The organism is Enterobacter adelaidei, assembly GCF_041937165.1.
Taxonomy (GTDB): Bacteria; Pseudomonadota; Gammaproteobacteria; order Enterobacterales; family Enterobacteriaceae; genus Enterobacter; species Enterobacter adelaidei.
The window spans coordinates 1,654,757-1,673,411 of sequence record NZ_CP154353.1 but is presented as its reverse complement, the minus strand read 5'-3'; the positions used below and the strand labels follow the sequence as shown (position 1 = coordinate 1,673,411).

19 protein-coding genes are annotated in these 18,655 nt (G+C 56.4%); 11 read left to right on the top strand and 8 right to left on the bottom strand.

The annotated features are described in order from the left end of the window. Positions 1–21 precede the first annotated feature (21 nt). The gene (gene efeU / locus AAHF05_RS08090; protein WP_129324469.1) at positions 22–855 is read right to left on the bottom strand and encodes an iron uptake transporter permease EfeU; all 834 of its coding nucleotides are present in this window, start codon (positions 853–855) and stop codon (positions 22–24) included. 251 nt (positions 856–1,106) lie between these two features. Between efeU and AAHF05_RS08085 the strand changes: the two genes are divergently transcribed. Further along, entirely contained in the window at positions 1,107–2,291 is a 1,185-nt protein-coding gene (locus tag AAHF05_RS08085) for a NupC/NupG family nucleoside CNT transporter (RefSeq protein ID WP_028019106.1), read from the top strand. Between the two features lie 31 nt (positions 2,292–2,322). Here the strand turns inward: AAHF05_RS08085 and AAHF05_RS08080 are convergent, their stop codons facing one another. Together AAHF05_RS08080 and putP are read right to left on the bottom strand one after the other, a co-directional pair. Continuing rightward, positions 2,323–2,742 (bottom strand): DUF3574 domain-containing protein, encoded by a 420-nt coding sequence (locus tag AAHF05_RS08080; RefSeq protein ID WP_028019107.1) that lies wholly within the window; start codon positions 2,740–2,742, stop codon positions 2,323–2,325. A 117-nt stretch (positions 2,743–2,859) separates the two neighbouring features. Then, positions 2,860–4,368 (bottom strand): sodium/proline symporter PutP, encoded by a 1,509-nt coding sequence (putP, locus tag AAHF05_RS08075; protein WP_129324468.1) that lies wholly within the window; start codon positions 4,366–4,368, stop codon positions 2,860–2,862. A gap of 422 nt (positions 4,369–4,790) precedes the next feature. Here putP and putA point away from each other — a divergent pair, with 422 nt between their 5' ends. Continuing rightward, complete coding sequence (gene putA / locus AAHF05_RS08070; protein ID WP_332617437.1) at positions 4,791–8,753, top strand: trifunctional transcriptional regulator/proline dehydrogenase/L-glutamate gamma-semialdehyde dehydrogenase; 3,963 nt, start codon at positions 4,791–4,793, stop codon at positions 8,751–8,753. A 51-nt stretch (positions 8,754–8,804) separates the two neighbouring features. Beyond that, on the top strand, positions 8,805–9,200 hold the full coding sequence (locus tag AAHF05_RS08065) for a lysozyme inhibitor LprI family protein (RefSeq protein WP_208594896.1): 396 nt from the start codon (positions 8,805–8,807) through the stop codon (positions 9,198–9,200). Here AAHF05_RS08065 and rutR read toward each other — a convergent pair. After that, on the bottom strand, positions 9,197–9,835 hold the full coding sequence (gene rutR / locus AAHF05_RS08060) for an HTH-type transcriptional regulator RutR (RefSeq protein WP_028019111.1): 639 nt from the start codon (positions 9,833–9,835) through the stop codon (positions 9,197–9,199). The two genes, AAHF05_RS08065 and rutR, sit on opposite strands and share 4 nt — an antisense overlap. Before the next feature lie 245 nt (positions 9,836–10,080). On the opposite strand from rutR, the gene rutA reads away from it, so the two are divergent. The 7 genes from rutA to rutG are packed head-to-tail and all read left to right on the top strand — an operon-like array spanning position 10,081 to position 15,521. Then, positions 10,081–11,172 carry a pyrimidine utilization protein A gene (rutA, locus tag AAHF05_RS08055; RefSeq protein ID WP_129324466.1) on the top strand — a complete coding sequence of 364 codons (1,092 nt, stop codon included), beginning with the start codon at positions 10,081–10,083 and terminating at the stop codon, positions 11,170–11,172. Further along, positions 11,172–11,861: a pyrimidine utilization protein B gene (gene rutB / locus AAHF05_RS08050; RefSeq protein WP_128348151.1), complete on the top strand. Its 690-nt coding sequence runs from the start codon at positions 11,172–11,174 to the stop codon at positions 11,859–11,861. Before rutA ends, rutB begins: the two co-directional genes overlap by 1 nt. Before the next feature lie 11 nt (positions 11,862–11,872). After that, entirely contained in the window at positions 11,873–12,259 is a 387-nt protein-coding gene (rutC, locus tag AAHF05_RS08045; protein ID WP_028019115.1) for a pyrimidine utilization protein C, read from the top strand. 7 nt (positions 12,260–12,266) lie between these two features. After that, a complete protein-coding gene (rutD, locus tag AAHF05_RS08040; RefSeq protein ID WP_129324465.1) occupies positions 12,267–13,067 on the top strand; it encodes a pyrimidine utilization protein D in 801 nt (266 codons plus the stop codon). A gap of 9 nt (positions 13,068–13,076) precedes the next feature. Further along, positions 13,077–13,667 carry a malonic semialdehyde reductase gene (locus AAHF05_RS08035; RefSeq protein WP_028019117.1) on the top strand — a complete coding sequence of 197 codons (591 nt, stop codon included), beginning with the start codon at positions 13,077–13,079 and terminating at the stop codon, positions 13,665–13,667. A gap of 9 nt (positions 13,668–13,676) precedes the next feature. Then, on the top strand, positions 13,677–14,171 hold the full coding sequence (rutF, locus tag AAHF05_RS08030) for an NADH-dependent FMN reductase RutF (protein WP_028019118.1): 495 nt from the start codon (positions 13,677–13,679) through the stop codon (positions 14,169–14,171). 21 nt (positions 14,172–14,192) lie between these two features. Then, the gene (gene rutG, locus AAHF05_RS08025) at positions 14,193–15,521 is read left to right on the top strand and encodes a pyrimidine utilization transport protein G (protein ID WP_129324464.1); all 1,329 of its coding nucleotides are present in this window, start codon (positions 14,193–14,195) and stop codon (positions 15,519–15,521) included. Positions 15,522–15,594: 73 nt separating this feature from the next. Here rutG and AAHF05_RS08020 read toward each other — a convergent pair whose 3' ends face one another. The 4 genes from AAHF05_RS08020 to AAHF05_RS08005 form a co-directional block, all read right to left on the bottom strand. Next, entirely contained in the window at positions 15,595–16,116 is a 522-nt protein-coding gene (locus tag AAHF05_RS08020) for a GNAT family N-acetyltransferase (RefSeq protein ID WP_108090257.1), read from the bottom strand. A 6-nt stretch (positions 16,117–16,122) separates the two neighbouring features. Then, positions 16,123–16,392: a DUF1778 domain-containing protein gene (locus AAHF05_RS08015; RefSeq protein ID WP_028019121.1), complete on the bottom strand. Its 270-nt coding sequence runs from the start codon at positions 16,390–16,392 to the stop codon at positions 16,123–16,125. Between the two features lie 61 nt (positions 16,393–16,453). After that, entirely contained in the window at positions 16,454–17,371 is a 918-nt protein-coding gene (locus AAHF05_RS08010) for a DMT family transporter (RefSeq protein ID WP_129324463.1), read from the bottom strand. A 117-nt stretch (positions 17,372–17,488) separates the two neighbouring features. After that, positions 17,489–17,659, bottom strand: a complete 171-nt coding sequence (locus AAHF05_RS08005; protein ID WP_001273664.1) for a general stress protein — start codon at positions 17,657–17,659, stop codon at positions 17,489–17,491. A 391-nt stretch (positions 17,660–18,050) separates the two neighbouring features. On the opposite strand from AAHF05_RS08005, the gene wrbA reads away from it, so the two are divergent. Then, positions 18,051–18,647 (top strand): NAD(P)H:quinone oxidoreductase, encoded by a 597-nt coding sequence (wrbA, locus tag AAHF05_RS08000; protein WP_028019123.1) that lies wholly within the window; start codon positions 18,051–18,053, stop codon positions 18,645–18,647. Positions 18,648–18,655 lie beyond the last annotated feature (8 nt).

Genomic DNA, 18,655 nt, shown 5'->3' with positions numbered 1-18,655 from the left:
ATGTTGTAACTAAAGTAAATATTATGGTGTAACGCGCGACGCCTGCGTGCCGGTACGCGGCGGCATTGCGAACAGCACCAGCGCCGGAATGAGATAGATAAAGTACATCGCCACTTCGCTGACGCTCGGGGTTTCCTGATAGCCGAAGATGCCTTCGAGCAGGGTGCCGGTCAGTGAATGGGTGGAAAGAACGTTGCTGAGATCAAACGCCACGTCCTGGAAATGGTTCCACAGGCCCGCTTCATGGAAGGCGCGAATCGCCCCTGCGGCCAGCCCTGCCGCCACCAGCAGAATAAACAGACTCGTCCACTTGAAGAAGGCCCCCAGGTTAAGGCGAATGCCTCCCCAGTAGAGCAGGAAACCCAGCACCACAGCCGTAGCAAGGCCCAGCATCGCACCTAACGGCGGCCAAATGCCGACATCCTGCTGAAACGCCGCCAGCAGGAAGAAAACGGACTCCAGGCCTTCACGCGCGACGGCGAAAAAGACCATCATGATCAGCGCCCAGCCGTGGTTATTGCTCTTTTGCAGGGCGTTATCCACCGCCTGCTCCAGCTGTACCTTTACGTTACGGGAGACTTTACGCATCCAGAACACCATCCAGGTGAGGATCACCACCGCGATCACCGCAACGATACCTTCAAACAGCTCCTGCTCTTTCTGCGGGAATTCACCGGTGGTTTCATTGATCAGGATGCCCAGGCCCAGACAGAGCGCCGCGGCAAGGAACACCCCCACCCACATGACGCCAATCCAGCGTCCACGCTGGGTTCGCTTCAGATAACTGGCGATGAGACTGACGATGAGGGCAGCTTCGAGCCCTTCACGCAACATAATGAGAAATGGAACAAACATGCCGACACCTTAAATGTTTATCGCAGTCAACTGATGCAAAGAAAGGTAAATTCTTGTGATAGTGATTATCATTACGGCGAAGAGAAAAACAAGCGAAATGTGTGTTGTTTTGATGACGAGTTGTAAACGCAAAGTCTGGTAATAGTTGCCGTCGTTATCGTTAAGTTTATAAGTTATAACGAAAATGCCCATTTACGGTTAATCAGGGCTGTGGCTAAATACCTGCCTCAAACACCTGGTGAAAATTAATTATGTTTAAGATTGTCCATTTCCTGCTGGCGCTGGTGATTATTCTTGCGCTGGCCTGGCTGGTGAGTTTCGACCGCCGAAAAGTTCGCATTCGTTTTGTTTTACAGCTGATTGTCATTGAGATTGCTCTGGCGTTCTTTTTCCTGCACGCCGAAAGCGGGTTATTCCTGATTAAATACGTCTCAGGGTTCTTTGAATCACTGCTGAAATTTGCTGCCGAAGGCACCAATTTTGTCTTTGGCGGAATGGGTGAAAAAGGGCTGGCGTTCATTTTCCTCGGCGTACTTTGCCCGATTATTTTTATTTCCGCGCTGATCGGTATTCTGCAACACTGGCGAATTCTGCCGATATTTATTCGGGTGATCGGCACGCTGCTGTCAAAACTGAACGGTATGGGCAAGCTGGAATCCTTTAATGCGGTGAGTTCATTGATCCTCGGCCAGTCTGAAAACTTCATTGCCTACAAAGGCGTGCTGGGCGATCTCTCCTCACGTCGTCTCTTCACGATGGCGGCTACAGCCATGTCGACGGTCTCTTTGTCGATTGTTGGCGCCTATATGACCATGCTCGATGCCAAATTTGTGGTGGCGGCGCTGATTCTGAACATGTTCAGCACTTTTATTATTCTCTCCGTCATCAACCCGGCGCGCCCGGAAGCGGAGCCGGATATCAAACTTGAAAAACTGCATGAATCTCAGAGCTTCTTCGAAATGCTCGGCGAGTATATTCTGGCTGGTTTTAAAGTGGCGATGATTATTCTGGCGATGCTGATTGGCTTTATTGCCCTTATTAGTGCCGTTAACGCCCTCTTCTCCAGCCTGTTTGGCATGAGCTTCCAGCAAATCCTGGGGTATGTATTTTATCCCCTGGCGTGGCTGGTGGGCATTCCTCTGAGCGATGCCTTAAATGCGGGCAGTATTATGGCAACCAAACTGGTGGCGAATGAATTTGTGGCGATGATTGAGCTGCAAAAAATCGCCCATGAGATGTCACCGCGCGGGCTGGGCATTTTGTCCATCTTCCTGGTGTCGTTCGCGAACTTTGCATCCATCGGCATTGTGGCCGGGGCGATTAAAGGCCTGAACGAGCAGCAGGGGAACGTGGTGTCACGTTTTGGTTTGCGTCTGGTGTATGGCGCGACGCTGGTGAGTCTGCTGTCCGCGAGTTTTGCGGGTTTAGTGTTGTAAATGAGAACGGCGGGATATCCCGCCGTTGCGATTAAAACTGCACGCAAACCGGCTGGTCGACACGCATCACCGATTCCTGCGCGAAGCGGGATTTATAAATCCCGCGTAACGCTTCGATGTTCTTTTCACTCTGCGCATCTTTACCGTGGATCAGCATCAATGCTTTACTCGGTTCACGCGCCACTTTCCCGTCGTTCCCCAACCACTGCCCACGCGCATCAAATACCGTCAGACCGTCACGAAAACGCGGTGTAACGTCCTGATCAACAAACTGCTGCCACTCGTTACTGGTGATCTGCGCCCCAGCCGGACGGTTCAGTCCGAAATAGAGCGTGGTTTGCTGCATCTGGTTATCCGCTTTGCAGGTCTCTACCGCCGCGTGTTGCGATGGCGCAGTGCAGCCAGCCAGCATCAATAATGCCGCTGCCATTACCCCTGTTTTGATTGTCATGCTTCGCTATCCTCATTGTTATAAGCACATGGATATCACAGGAAATTACGGATTTTGGCAAGAAAAAAGCCGGGCAGCGCTAGCGCTTGCCCGGCCTTCAGTGTTCCGAGGGAAAAATTATTCCGGCTGCAGCTTAGTCGGTGGTGCAGAGCGGTAATGCGCATCTGCTTCAGCAAAGCGTTTCTGCATGGAGGCGGACGGCGCTTTACCCAGCAGGCTGAAGACCACAATACCAATGCTGCCGAAAATGAAGCCCGGTATGATTTCGTACAAGCCCAGCCATGCGAACTGTTTCCAGACGATAACGGTCAGTGCACCGATAATCATTCCCGCCAGCGCGCCGTTACGGGTCATATGTGACCACATGACGGAGAAGAGCACTACCGGACCAAATGCCGCACCAAAGCCCGCCCATGCGTAGCTCACGAGGCCCAGCACGCGGTTTTCCGGGTTGGCCGCCAGTGCAATCGCCACCAGCGCCACCAGCAGAACCATAAAGCGCCCTACCCACACCAGCTCTTTCTGGCTTGCACCTTTGCGCAGGAAAGCTTTGTACAGGTCTTCGGTGATGGCACTGGAGCAGACCAGCAGCTGACAGCTCAGGGTAGACATCACTGCCGCCAGGATCGCGGAGAGCAGAATACCGGCAATCCACGGGTTAAACAGAATCTGCGCCAGCTCGATAAACACGCGCTCGGCGTTCTGGTTAACGGCTCCCGCCTGCGCCGGGTTGTTATTAAAGTACGCGATACCGAAGAAGCCTACCGCACACGCCCCCGCCAGACACAGGATCATCCACGTCATACTGATACGACGCGCATGCACGATGGTGTGGTGAGAGTCCGCGGCCATAAAGCGCGCCAGGATATGCGGCTGACCGAAGTAACCCAGCCCCCAGCCCATCAGCGACACGATGGCAACGAAGTTCAACCCTTTCAGCATGTCGACGTTTTCAATGCTCTTCTGTTTGATCACTTCCAGCGAATCGGCAAAGCCGCCAACGGTGAAAATAACAATCACCGGGGTCAGGATCAGGGCGAAGATCATCAGGCTCGCCTGCACGGTGTCTGTCCAGCTTACGGCCAGGAAACCGCCCACGAAGGTATACAGGATAGTCGCCGCAGCACCGGCCCAGAGGGCGGTTTCGTAGCTCATGCCGAAGGTGCTTTCGAACAGACGCGCGCCCGCCACAATGCCGGAGGCACAGTAGATGGTGAAGAACAGCAGAATAACCACCGCAGAGATAATGCGCAGGATGCGGCTGTTATCTTCAAAGCGTCCGGTGAAGTAATCCGGCAACGTCAGGGCGTTATTATTGGCCTCGGTATGCACACGCAGACGGCCTGCCACCAGTTTCCAGTTGATCCATGCCCCGACAGTCAGGCCGATGGCAATCCAGCTTTCTGAAATACCGGAGATGAAAATCGCGCCTGGTAACCCCATCAGCAGCCAGCCGCTCATGTCTGATGCCCCCGCAGATAACGCGGTCACCATCGGGCCTAAACTACGTCCGCCCAGAATGTAGTCGTCAAAGTTCTTTGTTGAACGCCATGCCAAAAACCCTATAAGGATCATGCCAAAAATATAAACGAGAAATGTCACCAGCATCGGTGTGCTAATAGCCATTCAAATTCTCCAAAAAGTCGAGCGACAACCGTCCGGGTTGCCTTGTTATATGATCACCGGAACGTGGTGAATGTATCTTGTGTTTCCGTTGGGCGCGCTATCCTGCCGTATGCGCCCCCCGCTGACAAACGATTTAACACTGCATTTACATCAAATTCATCCCTGGCTTGATACAACTTTCCTATAGGTTGCACTCGCTCACACTTATACGGGTTGCACCTTTTAAAAATGTTAAGCGCCGCATAAAAACAGGCCTGCGATGCAGAAGCCAGCTCTTTTTTCCAGCTAACCATTCATTAACAATCCATTCATTTTCTGGGTTGCAAACCAGGTCACATTTAACACGGTTGCACAAAGTTGCAACATGGTGGATATTTCACGCTAACGACAGAACACTATTAAAGAACAACAGGAGTTTTGGCATGGGTATGACCACCATGGGGGTTAAGCTGGATGACGCAACGCGCGAACGGATTAAGTCCGCAGCCACCCGCATTGACCGCACACCACACTGGCTAATCAAGCAGGCAATTTTTAACTATCTGGAAAGACTGGAGAGTGAAGACGGTCTGCCAGAGCTGCCTGCCCTGCTGGCTGGCGCGGCGAATGAAAGTGAGGAAGCCCCGATCGCGGGCGAAGACAGTCATCAGCCGTTCCTTGAATTTGCCGAGCAGATCCTGCCGCAATCCGTCAGCCGTGCCGCCATCACCGGCGCCTGGCGCCGTGCCGAAACCGACGCCGTTCCGATGCTGCTGGAGCAGGCCCGCCTGCCAGAAGCGATTGCCGCGCAGGCACACAGCCTGGCGTATCAATTAGCCGACAAGCTGCGTAACCAGAAAACCGCCACCGGCCGCGCCGGAATGGTTCAGGGTCTGCTGCAGGAGTTTTCCCTCTCGTCACAGGAAGGCGTGGCGCTGATGTGCCTCGCGGAAGCGCTGCTGCGTATTCCGGATAAAGCCACCCGTGACGCGCTGATCCGCGACAAGATCAGCAACGGTAACTGGCAGTCACACATTGGCCGCAGCCCGTCGCTGTTCGTTAACGCCGCCACCTGGGGTCTGCTGTTTACCGGTAAGCTGGTCTCGACCCATAACGAAGCCAATCTCTCCCGCTCCCTGAACCGCATCATCGGCAAGAGCGGCGAGCCGCTGATCCGCAAGGGCGTGGATATGGCGATGCGTCTGATGGGCGAGCAGTTTGTCACGGGTGAAACCATTGCCGAAGCGCTGGCAAACGCCCGCAAGCTGGAAGATAAAGGTTTCCGCTACTCGTACGACATGCTGGGTGAAGCAGCGCTGACCGCCGCCGACGCGCAGGCCTATATGGTTTCTTACCAGCAGGCGATCCACGCCATTGGTAAAGCGTCAAACGGTCGCGGGATTTATGAAGGTCCGGGCATCTCCATTAAGCTGTCCGCGCTGCACCCGCGCTACAGCCGCGCGCAGTACGACCGGGTGATGGAAGAACTCTACCCACGACTGAAAACGCTGACCCTGCTGGCGCGCCAGTATGATATTGGTATTAACATCGATGCCGAAGAGGCCGACCGTCTGGAGATCTCTCTCGATCTGCTGGAAAAACTGTGCTTCGAGCCAGAGCTGGCGGGCTGGAACGGGATTGGTTTCGTTATTCAGGCATACCAGAAGCGCTGTCCGTTCGTCATTGATTATCTGATTGACCTGGCAAGCCGCAGCCGTCGCCGCCTGATGATCCGTCTGGTGAAAGGCGCCTACTGGGACAGCGAAATCAAACGCGCCCAGATGGACGGTCTGGAAGGCTATCCGGTCTATACCCGCAAGGTATACACCGACGTCTCTTACCTCGCCTGCGCGAAAAAGCTGCTCGGCGTGCCGAACCTGATCTATCCGCAGTTTGCTACCCATAACGCCCATACGCTGGCGGCGATCTACAGCCTGGCCGGACAGAACTACTACCCGGGCCAGTATGAATTCCAGTGCCTGCACGGCATGGGTGAACCGCTGTACGAGCAGGTCACCGGTAAAGTGGCGGACGGCAAGTTGAACCGTCCGTGCCGTATCTATGCCCCGGTGGGCACCCACGAAACCCTGCTGGCCTACCTGGTGCGTCGTCTGCTGGAAAACGGCGCGAACACCTCCTTCGTTAACCGCATCGCCGATACCACCCTGCCGCTGGACGAGCTGGTGGCCGACCCGGTACAGGCGGTGGAGAAGATGGCTGCGCAGGAAGGCCAGATTGGCCTGCCGCATCCGAAGATTGCCCTGCCGCGCGAGTTGTACGGCAAAGGCCGCGTGAACTCGGCAGGTCTGGATCTCGCCAACGAACACCGTCTGGCGTCCCTCTCCTCTGCCCTGCTCAATAGCGCGCTGCAGAAATGGCAGGCCAAACCAATGCTGGAGCAACCTGTCGCTGATGGAGAAATGCAGCCAGTGATTAACCCGGCGGAGCCAAAAGATATCGTCGGCTACGTGCGTGAAGCGACTGACGCGGAAGTGGATCAGGCGCTGGACAGCGCAGTAAATAACGCCCCTATCTGGTTCGCCACCCCTCCAGAGGAGCGTGCCGCCATTCTCGAACGCGCTGCGGTGCTGATGGAAGATCAGATGCAACAGCTCATCGGCATTCTGGTGCGCGAAGCGGGTAAAACCTTCAGCAACGCGATTGCCGAAGTGCGCGAGGCGGTCGACTTCCTGCACTACTATGCCGGCCAGGTGCGTGATGATTTCGATAACGAAACCCACCGTCCGCTTGGCCCGGTCGTCTGTATCAGCCCGTGGAACTTCCCACTGGCGATCTTCACCGGCCAGATTGCCGCGGCGCTTGCGGCGGGCAACAGCGTGCTGGCAAAACCGGCAGAACAAACCCCGCTGATTGCCGCCCAGGGCATCAACATTCTTCTGGAGGCCGGCGTTCCGGCGGGCGTGGTTCAGCTGCTGCCTGGCCGGGGGGAAACCGTCGGTGCGAAGCTCACCGCCGATAACCGCGTGCGCGGCGTGATGTTCACCGGCTCGACCGAAGTGGCCTCCCTGCTGCAGCGCAACATCGCCACCCGTCTTGACGCGCAGGGTCGTCCGACGCCGCTCATCGCGGAAACCGGCGGCATGAACGCCATGATCGTTGACTCCTCCGCGCTCACCGAGCAGGTGGTGGTTGACGTTCTGGCTTCCGCCTTCGACAGCGCCGGCCAGCGCTGCTCCGCCCTGCGCGTGCTGTGCCTGCAGGATGACGTGGCCGACCACACGCTGAAGATGCTGCGCGGTGCAATGTCCGAATGCCGTATGGGCAATCCGGGCCGTCTCACCACCGATATCGGGCCGGTGATCGACGCGGAAGCCAAAGCCAACATCGAAAACCACATTCAGACCATGCGTGCCAAAGGCCGTCCGGTGTTCCAGGCCGTACGTGAAACCAGCGAAGATGCCCGCGAATGGCGCACCGGTACCTTTGTGCCGCCAACGCTGATTGAACTGGCGAGCTTCGACGAACTGAAAAAAGAGGTTTTCGGTCCGGTACTCCACGTGGTGCGCTACAACCGTAACAACCTTAACGCGCTGATTGAGCAGATCAACGATTCCGGCTATGGCCTGACGCTGGGTGTCCATACCCGTATTGACGAAACCATCGCTCAGGTGACCGGTAGCGCCAAAGTGGGCAACCTGTATGTCAACCGTAACATGGTTGGCGCGGTCGTGGGCGTGCAGCCGTTCGGCGGCGAAGGCTTGTCCGGTACGGGTCCAAAAGCGGGTGGGCCGCTCTATCTGTACCGTCTGCTGGCGAACCGTCCGGAGAACGCGCTGGGCGTCACCCTGGCACGTCAGGACGCAGACTATCCGGTGGATGCGCAGCTGAAAACCGTGCTGACGCAGCCGCTGGAAGCGCTTATCACGTGGGCGGAAAAACGTCCTGAACTGCGTGCTCTCGCGCAGCAGTATGGCGAGCTGGCGCAGGCAGGTACGCAGCGTCTGCTGCCGGGTCCAACCGGCGAGCGCAACACCTGGACGCTGATGCCGCGTGAGCGCGTGCTGTGCGTGGCGGATAACGAGCAGGATGCGCTGGTGCAGCTGGCTGCTGCCGCGGCGACCGGTTGTGAAGTGCTGTGGCCGGAAGATGCGCTGCATCGCGACCTGGCTAAACAGCTGCCGAAAGCGGTCTCGTCCCGCATTCACTTCGCGAAAGCGGATGCATTGCTGACGCAGCCGTTTGACGCCGTTATCTACCACGGTGATTCTGACCAGCTCCGTGAACTGTGCGAGCAGGTTGCAGCCCGCAGCGGGGCGATTGTTTCGGTGCAGGGCTTCGCCCGCGGTGAAACCAACCTGTTGCTGGAGCGTCTGTACGTTGAGCGCTCACTCAGCGTCAACACCGCCGCCGCAGGGGGTAACGCCAGCCTGATGACAATCGGCTAACGCTGTGCTAATAAGGCTCCGGAGACGGAGCCTTATTTTATTGGGGAGTGTATGAAACGAATTCTTATTGCGGGCGCAGTAATGCTGATGAGCGCCAGCGCATTGGCCGATGAGTGCGACAAAGCGACCACTCAGCTTGAACTAAACACCTGTAGCGCGCAGCAGTATCAGGCTGCCGATAAAAAACTCAACCAGACGTACCAGGCCGTCATCAAACGCGCGGCAGCCCCCCAGCGAGATCTGCTGAAAAAGGCGCAGCAGGCCTGGATTGCCCTGCGCGATGCGGACTGCACATTTATCGGTTCGGGTACAGAAGGAGGCAGCGTTCAGCCCATGATCGTTAATCAGTGTCTGGCGGAAAAAACCGTGGAGCGTGAAGCGTTTCTGGCCTCGCTGATGCAGTGTGAAGAGGGCGACTTAAGCTGCCCTCTCCCGCCGGGAAACTAACGCACGCGGATCCCTTCAATGATCATCTGCTGCACATTTTCCAGCGTGCTCTGGAAAAACGCCTCATCCTGGAGCGTTTTTCCGGTCACCGCCTCAACCTGGGCCGCAAAGTCAGCGTAATGCTGAGTGGAGGCCCAAATCATAAAGATCAGATGATGCGGGTCGACCGGTGCCAGTTTCCCGCTGGCGACCCATCCGGCAATAATGGCCGATTTATCATCAACCAGCTGCTTTAAATCCCCCGTCAGTTCCGCCTGCAACAGCGGCGCGCCCTGCAGCATCTCCAGACAGAACAGCCTTGATGCCTGCGGGTAATCGCGTGACACCTCCAGCTTCAGGCGAATGTACTCTTTGATCGCCACCAGCGGGGCCAGCTCTTCGCGGAAGGCTTTCAGCGGTGCCAGCCAGATATCGAGGATCTGCTGCATCACCGCGACATACAGCGCCTCTTTCGACGGGTAGTAGTAGAGCAGATTGGTTTTGGATACCCCGGACTGCTCCGCCACCTGCTCCAGGCGCGTGCCGTGAATACCAAACTGCGAAAAGGTCTCCAGCGCCGCGCTGAGGATCGCCTGTTTCTTAGCGCTCACCGCCTGCGAACGTTTACCGGGTGTTTTCACTGCGCCTTGTGTCATTCCTGCTCTCCATTTTCTGCATTGCCCTCAGCATAGCAAAACCCCTGTCTCGCCACGACATCCTGCACTCCGATCGCGCATGAGTGCCTGTTTTCTGTGCAATGTTTTTGACCATTTAGTCCACATTTTATCGCATCAAACCACCAACTTCTGGTTAACACATTAATAACACTGCCATTTTCAAAACTGGCACTGCCTTTGCAAAAACACCGTTACACCTGCGACGTAATGAAGAGAGGTTCGTGATGAAAATTGGCGTATTCGTCCCTATCGGCAACAACGGCTGGCTTATCTCGACCACTGCACCGCAATACATGCCGACCTTCGAGCTGAATAAAGCCATCGTGCAGAAAGCGGAGCACTACCATTTCGATTTTGCGCTTTCGATGATCAAGCTGCGCGGCTTTGGCGGCAAAACCGAATTCTGGGATCACAACCTGGAGTCCTTCACTCTGATGGCCGGGCTGGCCGCGGTAACCTCGCGTATTCAGATCTACGCCACCGCCGCCACCCTCACTCTGCCACCTGCAATTGTGGCGCGTATGGCCTCCACCATCGACTCCATCTCCGGCGGGCGCTTTGGCGTCAATCTGGTGACCGGCTGGCAAAAACCGGAGTATGAACAGATGGGACTCTGGCCGGGTGACGATTACTTCTCGCGTCGCTACGAATACCTCACCGAGTATGTGCAGGTGCTGCGCGATCTGTGGGGCACCGGCAAAAGCGATTTCAAAGGTGACTTCTTCACCATGAATGACTGCCGCGTCAGCCCGCAGCCTTCCGTGCCAATGAAAGTGATTTGCGCCGGACAGAGCGACGCTGGGATGGAATTCTCTGCTAAATACGCTGACTTCAACTTCTGCTTCGGGAAAGGCGTAAACACGCCTGCCGCCTTCGCCCCGACCGCCGCACGGATGAAAGAAGCCGCTGACAAAACCGGGCGCGACGTAGGTTCCTACGTGCTGTTTATGGTGATTGCCGACGAGACCGACGACGCCGCTCGCGCCAGATGGGAGCGTTACAAAGATGGCGCAGACGAGGAGGCGCTAAGCTGGCTCACCGAACAGAGCCAGAAAGATACCCGTTCCGGCTCAGATACCAACGTGCGCCAGATGGCCGACCCGACCTCCGCCGTCAATATCAATATGGGCACGCTGGTTGGCTCGTACGCCAGCGTCGCCAGAATGCTGGATGAAGTGGCCGCAGTGCCTGGCGCTGAAGGCGTCCTGCTGACCTTCGATGATTTCCTCACCGGCGTGGAAACCTTCGGCGAGCGTATCCAACCGCTGATGCAGTGCCGCGCCCATATTCCCGCTATCACAAAGGAGGTTGCGTAATGACGACACTTGCTGCACGTCCGGAAACCATCACGTTTGATGCACAGCAGAGCGCCCTGATTGTGGTGGATATGCAAAACGCCTACGCCAGCCAGGGCGGCTATCTGGATCTGGCGGGGTTCGACGTTTCCGCCACCAAACCGGTGATTGAGAACATTAAAACCGCCGTAGCCGCTGCCCGCGCCGCCGGGATGCTCATCATCTGGTTTCAGAACGGCTGGGACGATCAATACGTGGAGGCTGGAGGCCCTGGCTCGCCCAACTTCCACAAATCGAACGCCCTGAAAACCATGCGCAAACAACCCGAGTTACAGGGCAAGCTGCTGGCAAAAGGCGGATGGGATTACCAGCTGGTGGATGAACTGGTTCCTGAGGCAGGCGATATCGTGCTGCCCAAACCACGCTACAGCGGCTTTTTCAACACACCACTCGACAGCCTGCTGCGCAGCCGGGGTATTCGCCACCTGGTCTTCACCGGTATTGCCACCAACGTCTGTGTGGAATCCACGCTGCGTGACGGCTTTTTCCTTGAGTATTTCGGTGTCGTGCTGGAAGACGCGACGCATCAGGCCGGGCCGGAATTCGCCCAGAAAGCGGCTCTGTTTAATATCGAAACCTTTTTTGGCTGGGTGAGTAATGTGGCTGATTTCTGCGAGGCCCTGAATCCCCCACTCGCCCGTATTGCCTGAGGAGAGACATGATGCCGAAATCCGTAATCATCCCCGCTGGCACCAGTACGCCGATTGCCCCGTTTGTTCCCGGCACCCTTGCCGATGGCGTGGTGTATGTCTCCGGCACGCTGCCATTTGATAAAGACAATAACGTGGTGTTTATCAACGACCCAAAGGCGCAAACGCGCCACGTGCTGGAGACGATCAAAAATGTGATCGAAACAGCGGGTGGCACCATGGAGGATGTGACCTTCAACAGCATCTTTATCACCGACTGGAAAAACTACGCCGCGATTAACGAAATCTACGCGGAGTTCTTCCCCGGTGATAAACCGGCCCGGTTCTGCATTCAGTGCGGGCTGGTGAAGCCGGAGGCGCTCGTTGAGATTGCGTCCGTTGCACACATCGCGAAGTGAGGCCGCCATGAAACTCTCTGTCTCACAGCCCCCGTATGAGGGGGCGCCCGTGGTGGTGCTGATTGCCGGACTCGGCGGCAGCGGCAGCTACTGGCTGCCCCAGTTGGCCACACTTGAGAAGGAGTATCAGGTGGTGTGCTATGACCAGCGCGGTACGGGCAATAATCCCGCCACCCTGCCGGAAGGTTATAGCCTTGCTGAGATGGCCGACGAGCTGGCGCAGGCGCTGAATGATGCCGGGATCACGCGCTACTGCGTGGTGGGCCATGCGCTGGGAGCGCTGGTGGGTCTGCAGCTGGCGCTCGATAAACCAGAATCGTTGACTGCGCTGGTGTGCGTCAACGGCTGGCTGACCCTGAACGCCCATACCCGCCGCTGCTTTCAGATCCGCGAGCGTCTGCTGCATGCGGGTGGTGCGCAGGCGTGGGTAGAGGCACAGCCGCTGTTCCTCTACCCGGCTGACTGGATGGCCGCCCGCGCGCCGCGTCTTGAGGCAGAAGACGCCCTGGCGCTGGCCCACTTTCAGGGCAAAGCCAACCTGTTGCGCAGGCTGGACGCACTGAAAAAGGCCGACTTCAGCCGCCACGCCGCACGCATTCGCTGCCCGGTACACATCATCTGTTCCGTTGACGACATGCTGGTGCCCTCGGTGTGTTCCACGGAACTGCAGGTAGCGATCCCACACAGCCACAAGGCGGTGATGCGCCAGGGCGGCCATGCCTGCAACGTCACCGAACCTGACATCTTTAACACCCTGCTGCTGAACGGGCTTGCCAGCCTGCTGCACAGCCCTGAACCCGCTTTATAAGGAGTTTTGATGAGCGAAGCCATTAACCCCACCGCGCTGGAGACGTTATTTACTGGCGCGCGCACTCACAACGGCTGGCAGGACATTCCGGTCAGCGACGAGACGCTGCGCGAGATCTACAACCTGATGAAATGGGGACCCACGTCCGCCAATTGCTCCCCGGCGCGGATTGTGTTTGTAAGAAGTGCAGAGGGAAAAGAGAAGCTGCGCCCGGCCCTCTCCAGCGGCAACCTGGAGAAAACCCTCACCGCCCCGGTTACGGCCATTGTGGCCTGGGACGGGGAATTCTACGAGCGCCTGCCCGAACTGTTCCCGCATGGCGATGCCAGAAGCTGGTTTACCTCAAGCCCGGCACTTGCCGAAGAAACCGCCTTTCGCAACAGCTCAATGCAGGCCGCATACCTTATTTTTGCCTGTCGTGCCCTGGGGCTGGATACCGGCCCAATGTCCGGCTTTGACCGACAAAAAGTCGATGAGGCCTTTTTCACCGGCACAACGCTTAAAAGCAATCTGCTCATCAACATTGGCTATGGTGATACGAACAAACTTTACGGACGCCTGCCGCGTCTGGACTTCGACGATGCCTGCGGGCTGGCGTAAGGAGCGATGATGACAGTACCGGATAAACAAACCTTTCGCGACGCCATGGCCTGCGTCGGGGCAGCAGTCAATATCATCACCACCGACGGCCCGGCAGGGATGGCAGGCTTCACCGCCAGCGCCGTGTGCAGCGTCACGGATTCACCGCCCACTTTGCTGGTGTGCCTGAACCGTGGCGCATCGGTCTGGCCGACCTTTAGCGCAAACCGCACGCTTTGCGTGAATACCCTGAGCGCCGGGCAAGAGCCGCTATCCAACCTGTTTGGTGGTAAAACCCCCATGGAGGAACGTTTTGCCGCCGCCCGCTGGCAGACGGGCGACACGGGTTGTCCGCGTCTGGAAGCGGCACTGGCCTCGTTTGACTGCCGTATCAGCCAGGTGGTCAGCGTGGGTACCCACGACATCCTGTTTTGCGACATTGTTTCGATTATTCGCCACCCCGCGCCGCAAGGGCTGGTGTGGTTCGACCGCGGCTACCACGCGCTTATGCGACCCGCCTGTTAACCCTCCTTAAGGAGATAGCTCATGGCAATGTTCGGATTTCCCCACTGGCAGTTGAAATCGACCTCCACAGAACCTGGCGTGGTCGCGCCGGATGAAAGGCTCCCTCTCGGGCAAACCCTGGTGATGGGCGTCCAGCACGCGGTCGCGATGTTCGGCGCCACGGTGCTGATGCCGATGCTAATGGGGCTTGACCCCAATCTCTCCATTTTGATGTCAGGTATCGGTACGCTGTTGTTCTTTTTTGTCACCGGCGGGCGCGTCCCCAGCTATCTGGGCTCCAGCGCCGCTTTTGTGGGAGTGGTCATCGCCACCACCGGGTTTAACGGCCAGGGGATCAACCCTAACCTGAGCGTGGCCCTCGGCGGCATCATCGCCTGCGGTCTGGTCTACACCCTGATCGGTCTGGTGGTGATGAAGATCGGAACACGCTGGATCGAACGCATGATGCCTCCGGTTGTGACCGGGGCGGTGGTGATGGCGATTGGTCTGAACCTCGCGCCAATTGCGGTCAGAAGTGTTTCCGGCTCGCCGTTTGAAAGCTGGATGGCGGTGATCACCGTGCTCTGTATCGGTCTGGTGGCGGTGTTCACTCGGGGGATGATCCAGCGGCTGCTGATTCTGGTCGGGCTGATTGTCGCCTGCCTGGTCTATGCCCTGCTGGCGAACGTTTTTGGCCTTGGCAAACCGGTCGATTTTACCCTGCTTCATCAGGCTGCCTGGTTCGGCATGCCGCAGATCACCTCTCCCACCTTTAACACCCAGGCGATGATGCTCATCGCGCCCGTGGCGGTGATCCTGGTGGCAGAGAACTTAGGCCACCTGAAAGCAGTGGCGGGGATGACCGGGCGCAGTATGGACCCGTATATGGGCCGCGCATTTGTCGGTGACGGGCTGGCGACTATGCTCTCCGGCTCGGTGGGCGGCAGTGGCGTGACCACCTATGCCGAGAATATCGGCGTGATGGCGGTGACTAAAGTCTATTCGACACTGGTCTTTGTGGCGGCAGCGGTGATGGCCATGCTGCTCGGTTTCTCACCGAAATTCGGGGCTTTGATCCACACCATTCCGTCGCCGGTGATTGGCGGGGCATCCATTGTGGTGTTTGGGCTGATCGCTGTGGCCGGCGCGCGTATCTGGGTACAGCATCGCGTCGATCTCAGCCAGAACAGCAACTTGATTATGGTGGCGGTCACGCTGGTACTGGGCGCGGGCGATTTTGCCCTGACGCTGGGCGGGTTTACGATTGGTGGAATAGGTACGGCGACCTTCGGGGCGATTCTGCTTAACGCCCTGCTGAGCCGCCGGAAAGCGGCCGCACCGCAGGGCGAGGTCGTGCATCAGGAGTCGTGAAACCTGTATGTCGGGTAATGGCTACGCCTTACCCGACCTGCATGTTCAGTAAGAACAACAGGATGTAGCGTAATCACTCTTGCTCAAACAATCGTTCAATAGATTTTGTAGGGAAGAACAGAGAATTACTGTTATCCCCTTGCAGGGGGATAAAACCTTGCTTCAGATAGAACCTTTTTGCCTGCTCATTAAGCGCATCAACAAAAAGGCCATGCACACCCACAGCCTGTGAAGCCAGGTAAACAACCCGCATAGCATGCGTAACGAGTGTTGTCCCCCACTCATTTCCCTGTAGTGTTTTATGAACAGCTAAACGTCCCAGAGTCACACTGGGTACGTTGGTATAGGGGATCCTGCGCTGCTGCGTCTTAGAAGGGAGCATCGCTTTTTCAAAGCAACTTCCAGACAACGTGTAGTAGCCCAGCACGTGTGGATGGTCACGATCTTTTAGCAGATAGCCGCGCAGAATGCGCCCATTGTGCTGGCGCACCAGATGCTCTCTCAGGAAGGCATTTAGCGAGGGCTCACCACAATCGAAATCCTCGAAAGCGTATTCGGTTCCCTCTGAAAACATTTCGATCGTGAGATTTTCCACGACGCTTCACTCCATGTTTTTTAGACGCTTTGCGGCTCGCTTCAGGCGTTCATTCGGCTCGGGTGGATTGTCGATGGCATCCATTACGGCATTCCACGATGCTTCGTTTAATACGAGACGTCGATGCTGATCGATGACTTCTGCAGCACGTTCCGAAGCACTGTTCACCATAAACTGGGTGATCGTTTGATTCGTCATCGCCGCCGCTTCTTCAATCATTGTTTTGTCTTCGTCGGTTAAGCGAAGATCGATACGCTGTTTTTTAAGTGCTGGCATGATTTACTTTTCTATGTACGGTATTTGTCCGTACATATCCTGGAGAAATCTGTGCATTTTTTCAATCAAAACCTTTTTCAACCGTCAAATCACTCACCTCTCTTTGGCGCTTGCGGAGCTTTAGCTCACTCACCAACACCCCAACGACGATAAACGCCGCACCAACCAGCGCCAGCAGCGGTAAACGTTCTCCAGCGAGACGCCCGAAAATCCCGGCCCAGACGGGTTCTCCTGTATAGATCACCGTCGCCCGCGTCGGGGATACGCTGCGCTGCGCCCAGTTCATGGTGACCTGAATAATGGCGCTAAAGATGCCCAGCCCCAGCGCGACCACAATCAACCCGGTGGACATCGGTGGCACGGACTCCCCTGCCGGAACCATCGTCGCAAACGCCACCAGCGATGCCGTAGCGAGCTGCACCACCGTCACGCGCTTAACGTCAACCTTGCCCGCCCAGGCGCTGGTCAGAATAATTTCCGCGGCAATGGCAATGGCTCCCACCAGGGTGATGATCTCCCCCGGCCCCAGTGCCAGCAGGTTGTTTTCCGGCCCGGCAAGTAAAATCAGACCAATAAACGCCAGTACGATGCCAATACAGGACATCAATCCCGGTAGTCGCCCAAGACACAGCCACTGCAGTAACGGCACCAGCGGTACATACATGGCGGTGATAAACGCCGATTTACTGCTGGATATCGTCTGTAACCCCCACGTTTGCAGGCTGTAGCCCATCGCAATTGCCACCCCGATTGCGATGCCCGCCTTAAGCTCTTTAAGCGTCAGTCCACGCAGCGTTTTAAGCGATATCAGCCCCACGGCAATCGCTGCCGTCGCAAAGCGCAGACCAACAAAAAAGAACGGATCGCTGAGGGTCACCGCGTACTGGACGGCCAGAAAAGTCCCGCCCCAGAACATGGTGATAAGAATGAGGATGGCTTCCTGCGGTTTAACGGAGAATTTGAAGCGTGAGACAGACATGCGGCACCAGAAATTAAACTCAATTCTGTAGTGTGCGTTGCCTTTGGTTACAGTTCAATGTTGCAGAAATAAAAAAACCGCCGGGAAACCCCGGCGGCAGGGGTCCAGCCCGGCATATTACTTGTTACTGCCATGGCTGTTTTTACCCCCTTTTTTGCCAGCCTCTGATGCGCGCTGAGGGTCATTTTTGAAGTTACCCCCGCTGGACTGGCCACCTTTACGACCTGCTTCTGATGCTCTTTCACGGTCTTCAGCGAAATTACCTGAACCACCACGATGGTTTGCCATCTCTAACCTCCAGGATGTGAAACATTAGACATCATATTGCATTCAGTAAAAGAGGATTCTTTCACCTCGCGACACCAGGTGAGTACCTTTATCTGTGTCACGTGAGACTAAGCTTAGTGGAGTGAGGCGATCAGGCAAGTCACAGGTAATATCCTGCAACATGATCTCAGCCTTTCGTATGAGATTGCGTAACGGCCATTAATAAGCCTTTCTTATCGTTTCAAAAATCGACCGCCAAAAAGTTGTTTCATTTTGCTACAAAGCGTTTTCTCATCCATTTTGTTATAAATCAAAGAAATGCCGTTCATTTTTGCAGTATGGCTGTGATGGCATATCTTTAAATGAACGCAGCGATCCGCTGCCAGAAAAAACAAACGAGGAGTGATGCAAAATGGCAAAAGTTCTGGTGCTCTATTATTCCATGTATGGACACATCGAAACCATGGCTCACGCGGTAGCAGAAGGTGCAAACAGGGTGGATGGCGTTGAGGTTGTGGTGAAGCGCGTACCGGAAACCATGCAGGCAGAAGCCTTCGCGAAGGCCGGGGGGAAAACGCAAAATGCCCCGGTCGCCACGCCTCAGGAGCTGGCAGATTACGATGCCATTATCTTCGGGACACCTACCCGCTTTGGCAATATGTCCGGCCAGATGCGCACCTTCCTCGATCAAACCGGCGGGTTATGGGCCTCAGGCGCATTGTACGGCAAGCTTGCCAGCGTCTTCAGCTCCACCGGAACCGGTGGCGGCCAGGAACAAACCATCACCTCAACCTGGACGACCCTTGCTCATCACGGAATGGTCATTGTGCCAATTGGCTACGGCGCACAGGAGTTATTTGATGTTTCTCAGGTACGTGGCGGAACACCTTACGGTGCAACCACCATTGCCGGTGGCGATGGCTCCCGACAGCCGAGCAATGAAGAGCTCACTATCGCCCGCTATCAGGGTGAATATGTTGCAGGTCTCGCCAAAAAACTGAACGGCTAACCCAACAG